A 5188-nucleotide genomic window follows, 5' to 3' on the forward strand; every position below is an offset into this window, starting at 1 on the left:
GTCACGTTCTGGTCGATGAGCCGCCATTGCGTGGCGCTCGATCGACCACGTCCCGTCGGGGTGCACGAAAGGGCGGTTCGGGCCGCCGGTTCGTGACGCCCGGTGCCGCGGTGGGCGCTGACCGAGCGGAACCGGTGCGGCCTTGCGGCGTGCACCGGTCAGAGACCGCGGGTATGACTGCCCCGTGACATCCCACCCCGTCCTGCCCGGCTCCGACGGCGAGAACTTCGCGTCGCTGTCCCGCGCGGCCACCCCGCGGTCCGAGCGCTACGGGATCGGACGGAGGCTGCGCAGGACCGCGCCGCGCTCGTCGTTGGACCGCTGGTCGCAGGCGCTGCGCCGGGTCGACCCGATCGACCTGGTGGTCGCGACGAACGCGGGCCGGGTACCGAGCCTGGTCCCGGAGCGGATCAAGCGGATGAGCGCGTCGCCGCACGCGTTCCTGCGCGGCGCGGCGGCGATCCACGCGGCCGACTTCGCCGTGCTGCCCTCCACCGGTATCCACCCGGTGATCTGCGGGGACGCGCACCTGGGCAACTTCGGTTTCTACGCGTCCCCGGAGCGCGAGCTCGTGTTCGACCTCAACGACTTCGACGAGGCGCACCCCGGCGCGTGGGAGTGGGACCTGCGCCGGCTCGTCGCCAGCACCTGGGTGGCCGGACGGGACAACGACGCGACCGAGGACCAGTGCGGCCACGCCGTCGCCCGGTGCGTCGAGGCCTACCACCGCCACATCGCCCGGCTCGCCGAGGCGCCGTTGCTGGAACGCTCGTTCGAGCGCCTCGACGCCGAACGGCTGCACAAGGGGGCCCGGCACAAGAGGTCGCGCGCCGCGGTGGCGAACGCGGCCAAGCGCGCCCGGACCCGCACCAGCGACCGCGCGCTGCCGCGGTTCGCGACCTCCGAGGGCGGCGCGCGGCGGATCGTCGTCGAACCGCCGCTGATCACCCGCCCGGACGACGAGCACCGCGGGCAGATCCTCGCCGCGCTGGACGACTACCTGGAGACCCTGCCGCCGCACTGGGCCCGGATCCTCGGCGGCTACCGCGCCGTCGACGTGGCGCACAAGGTCGTCGGCGTCGGCTCGGTCGGGCTGCGCGCCTACCTCGCGCTGTGCGAGGGCTCCAGCCCGGACGACGTGTTGTTCCTGCAGCTCAAGCAGGCGCGACGGTCGGTCGTCGCGCCGTTCGTGCACGGCAACGAGGCCTGGCACGACCATCAGGGGCAGCGGGTCGTGGAGTACCAGCAGGCGCTGCAGACCGTCTCCGACCCGCTGCTGGGCTGGACCACGATCGGCGACCGGCGGGGAGGGGAGCCCAGGCAGTACTACGTGCGCCAGTTCCGGGACATGAAGGGCGCCGTGGTCCTGGACGGGCTGGACGCGACGGCGCTGGCCGACTACGCCGCGGTCTGCGGGATGCTGCTGGCCAAGGGGCACGCCCGGACCAGTGGCGCGTCGATGATCGCGGGGTACCTGGGCGGCGGCGGGAAGGTCCGGGATGCGCTGTGTCGCTTCGCCCGCGCCTACGCCGACCAGACCGAACGCGACCACGACGCGTTGCTGCGCGCGATCCGCTCCGGGCGCCTGTCGGATGCACCACCTCGGGACGTGCCCGACGGCGACATCGGATAGGTTCTTCGACCGTGACCGTCCTGGAGACCCTGCTGACCTTCGTGGTCGCGCCGGGCGTGCTGTACGGGGCCATCGCGCTGTGGACCAGCGCCGGCTCCCGTCGCCGTCGTGCCCGCTACAAGGCCGGCGACGCCTGGCCGTACGAGCCGCTGTTCTGGACCGCGAACCCGGAGGGCGCGCACCTGCCGGCGCACGGCGACGCCCCCGTGATCGGCAGTGGCGTGACGAAGATCGAGGACACGCGGGGAGGTACCGGTGGCAAGTGGTGAGCACGGGCACGGCGGTTCGATCGTCGCCGTGGACCCCGACCTGCCCGAGGGCACGGTCGTCACGAACTCCGGTCGCGTCTCCGCGGCCGAGAACTACGTTGAGCCGGCCGGGAACGAGCACCCGTTCACCCCGGTCCAGCTCTCCCGCCTCGACGAGGCCCTGACGCTGACCAGCCGCGAGACCGGGCTGCGGTTCGCGATCTACCTGGGCGACCTCGGCGACGACGCGCACCGCACCGCCGTCGACCTGCACGGCCGTATCGACGGGTTCGACGAGGCCGTCCTGGTCGCCGTCAGCCCCGAGCAGCGGCGGCTGGAGATCGTCACCGGTGCCGAGGCCAAGATCCGGCTGCCCGACCGCGGCGCCAAGCTCGCCCTGATGAGCATGGTGGCCTCGTTCAAGGAGGGCGACCTGTTCGGCGGCCTGATGAGCGGCCTGCGGATGCTCGCCGACCAGGCCGGGAGCCGGTCTTAGCGTCACCCGCTCGACATCGGCGGAAAGTCCGGAGGGACAGGTCGCACCACGGGGGTCCCTCCGGATCTAGGGTGTCCCCATGGCGCGCACCGCGGGGGGTGATCGGACGATGACGCCGTCCGGTCCCGTCCTGATCGTCGACGACCACGAGCTGGTCGGCTCCTCGCTCGCGCTGAGCCTCAAGGCCGAGGGGGAGGACGCCCGGTTCTTCCCGGTGCGGTCCGCCCGCGGTGTGCTCGACGCCGCCGAGCGGATCTCCCCGCCGGGCCTGGCCGTACTCGACCTCGACCTGGGCCGCGACGCCGACGGCAACCGGATCGACGGCGTCCGCCTCGTCGCGCCGCTGATCGGGATCGGCTGGAAGGTCGTCGTGCTGTCCGGGAGCTCGGACGCCGGCCGGATCGGCGCGGCGCTGGCCGCGGGCGGGTTCGTCTGGGTGCCCAAGAACGCGCCGTTCCCGACGCTGATCGGTGCCATCCGGGAGGCCCGCGCCGGCCGCTCGGTGATGCCTCCCGGCCGTCGCGAACAGCTGATCGAGATGCACCTGGCCCGGGAGAACGAGCGTCGCGACGTCACCACCAAGCTGGACAAGCTGACCCAGCGCGAGCGCGAGGTGCTGGCGCTGCTCGCGGCCGGCAAGCGCGCCCAGTCCGTGGCCGAGCACTTCGTCGTCTCGCTGGCCACGGTGCGGACCCAGATCCGCGCCGTCCTGACCAAGCTCGAGGTGGGGTCCCAGCTCGAGGCCGTCGCGCTGTTCCGCCGGACCCACGGCGGGAGCTGAGGTCGCACCCCCGCGACCGCCCACCGCGACGGCACTGGTCTTCCCGGGTGACGGCGGCCGCCTGCTGTAACGCCCGCCATAGACTTTGCGCTCATCAATCGTGGGGAGCGGGGGACGGACGTGGCGGTAGGTGTGACCAGCGTGCTCGGGCGCCTGCGCCGGGCCAGGTTCGTCGCCGCCCAGGTCACCGACGGCGGGGTCGTCCTGGTCCTGTGCGCCATCGTGATCGTGGTCGCGGGGTCCGAGTTCGTCGAGGGCCGGCTGGACCTGTTCCCGGCGTCGGCCGACCTCACCTTCGTCGCGGCCGCGCTCGGCATCGCCGCGGCCCTGACCGCCCTGGTCGCGGCCCGGCTCCTCGGCGACCACCGCCCGTCCTGGATAGGGGCGGCGATGCTGCTCTACGGGCTGGTGGTGCTGCCGAACGCCGCCCTGCTGACCGGCGAGCCGCGCACCTCGACCAACCGGCTGGCGAGCCTGCTGCTGCTCACGGTCGCCCTGGTCATCATGCTGGTCGGCCTGCGCCCCCCGGCGCGCCTCGGCGGCTGGGGCGGCTGGGCGCTGCTCGTCGTCGGCCTCGGCCTGGGCGCGCTGCTCAACAGCGCGGAGCCGACCGGGTTCACCGACGGGCTGAGCATGACCCCGTTCTCCTCGGTGGTCACGCTGGTGGGCTGGACCGTGGTCGCGGTGGTCTTCCTCCTCGACGGCTACCGGAGGCAGAGCCGGCTGCGGTCCCGTCTCGGGCTCGGCCTGAGCGTGATCGCGGTGTCGCAGCTGCACCGTCAGGTCGTGCCCGGCCTGCCGATGACGAACCTGATCTACCCGTCGCTACGTGCACTCGGCATGGCGATCGTGTTGCTGGCCCTGGTCCAGATGGTCCTGCGCCAGGTCAACGAGCTCCAGTCGGAGTACAGCGTGCAGGAGGAGGAGCTCGGCCGGGCCACCCTGCACCTCGAGCGCGCCACGCTGCTCGCCGCCGAGCGCGACCACGAGCTGCGCAACGGCCTGGCCGGGCTCGCCGGCGCCGCGCACCTGCTCAGCAGCCGCGGTGGCGGAGACGACGCCGAACGGCTGCGCCTGGCGCTGCTCTCCGAGCTGGGCCGGCTGCGCCTGATGCTGGAGTCGCCGCTCGCGGTGCAGATGGCGGCCACCGACGCCGAGATGGACGCGACGCACGGCGAGCCGGCCGAGCACCTGCTCCGGCCGCTGCTGGAGAGCCTCGTCGAGCTGCAGGTGGAACTGCCGATCGAGCTGGAGGCCGAGGCCGACCTGTGCGCGGCCACGGCGCCGTCGGTCACCTCGCACATCGTCACGAACCTGCTCGCGAACTGCGCCCGGCACGCGCCGGGCTCGCCGGTGACGGTGCGTGGCCGCCCCGGGGACGGGGACACCGTCGTCATCGAGGTCCGGGACGCCGGGCCGGGCCTGCCCGCGGGCGCGGAGGACCGCGTCTTCGAACGCGGTGTGCACGACGAGTCGGCCGGCGGTTCGGGCCTCGGTCTGCACATCAGCCGTCGGATGGCGGAGCAGAACGGCGGCTCGCTGCAGCTCCGAACGGTCCAGGACCCTGTCGGCTGTCTGGCCGTCCTGACCCTCCCGTCCGCCCGGAGTCGTCACTTCTGACGGTTCACGAACGTGTGATAGCCCTGAGCGGCGATGTGATCGCATACTGTGGCCGGAAGCAGGGCACAGCTGCCCGGTCGCGAACAGGAGGTCACCCATGGGTGAAACGCAGCGGAGTGGTAGGGGTTCGTCCCGCCGTCCAGGCGGTGACCGGGAGTCGTCGGCCCCGAGCGCGGCGGTACTGACGCCGCCGACCGGCCTGCCGGCCGTCGGAGGACTCGGCGCCGCGATCCCGGCCCAGCGCCCGGCACCGCAGGAGCGGGCCGTACAGGGCCCGCCGGTGACGACGCCGGCCCCGCCGGAGACCGACGTGCGGACGTGCCTGTGCGGCCACCCGGAGGAGATGCACGAGCACTTCCGCGCCGGGGACGACTGCGGGTTCTGCGGCCCCGAGGCGTGCGGCTCGTTCC

6 protein-coding genes are annotated in these 5188 nt (G+C 73.3%); all 6 read left to right on the forward strand.

Translation table 11 applies throughout. From position 1 onward, the window contains the following. The first annotated feature begins 184 nt into the window (after nt 1–184). Nucleotides 185–1633 carry a DUF2252 domain-containing protein gene (locus I4I78_RS30125; RefSeq protein WP_218614901.1) on the forward strand — a complete coding sequence of 483 codons (1449 nt, stop codon included), beginning with the start codon at nt 185–187 and terminating at the stop codon, nt 1631–1633. A gap of 11 nt (nt 1634–1644) precedes the next feature. Beyond that, nucleotides 1645–1902 carry a hypothetical protein gene (locus I4I78_RS30130; protein WP_218614902.1) on the forward strand — a complete coding sequence of 86 codons (258 nt, stop codon included), beginning with the start codon at nt 1645–1647 and terminating at the stop codon, nt 1900–1902. Further along, nucleotides 1889–2377 (forward strand): DUF5130 family protein, encoded by a 489-nt coding sequence (locus I4I78_RS30135; protein ID WP_218614903.1) that lies wholly within the window; start codon nt 1889–1891, stop codon nt 2375–2377. The genes I4I78_RS30130 and I4I78_RS30135 overlap by 14 nt, the downstream gene beginning before the upstream one ends. Before the next feature lie 79 nt (nt 2378–2456). Beyond that, complete coding sequence (locus I4I78_RS30140; RefSeq protein ID WP_226380709.1) at nt 2457–3158, forward strand: LuxR C-terminal-related transcriptional regulator; 702 nt, start codon at nt 2457–2459, stop codon at nt 3156–3158. Between the two features lie 132 nt (nt 3159–3290). Then, a complete protein-coding gene (locus tag I4I78_RS34045) occupies nt 3291–4778 on the forward strand; it encodes a HAMP domain-containing sensor histidine kinase (RefSeq protein ID WP_218614904.1) in 1488 nt (495 codons plus the stop codon). Between the two features lie 97 nt (nt 4779–4875). Then, nucleotides 4876–5188: hypothetical protein (locus I4I78_RS30150; RefSeq protein WP_218614905.1), on the forward strand; the 313-nt coding region annotated here is incomplete at its 3' end.

Origin of the sequence: Pseudonocardia sp. KRD291 (genome assembly GCF_019263595.1) — a bacterium.
GTDB lineage: Bacteria > Actinomycetota > Actinomycetes > Mycobacteriales > Pseudonocardiaceae > Pseudonocardia.

What these genes read in the sequence shown, in the direction of transcription:
- I4I78_RS30140 (WP_226380709.1), top strand. Translation starts at nt 2,457, where the DNA reads ATGGCGCGCACCGCGGGGGGTGATCGGACGATGACGCCGTCCGGTCCC.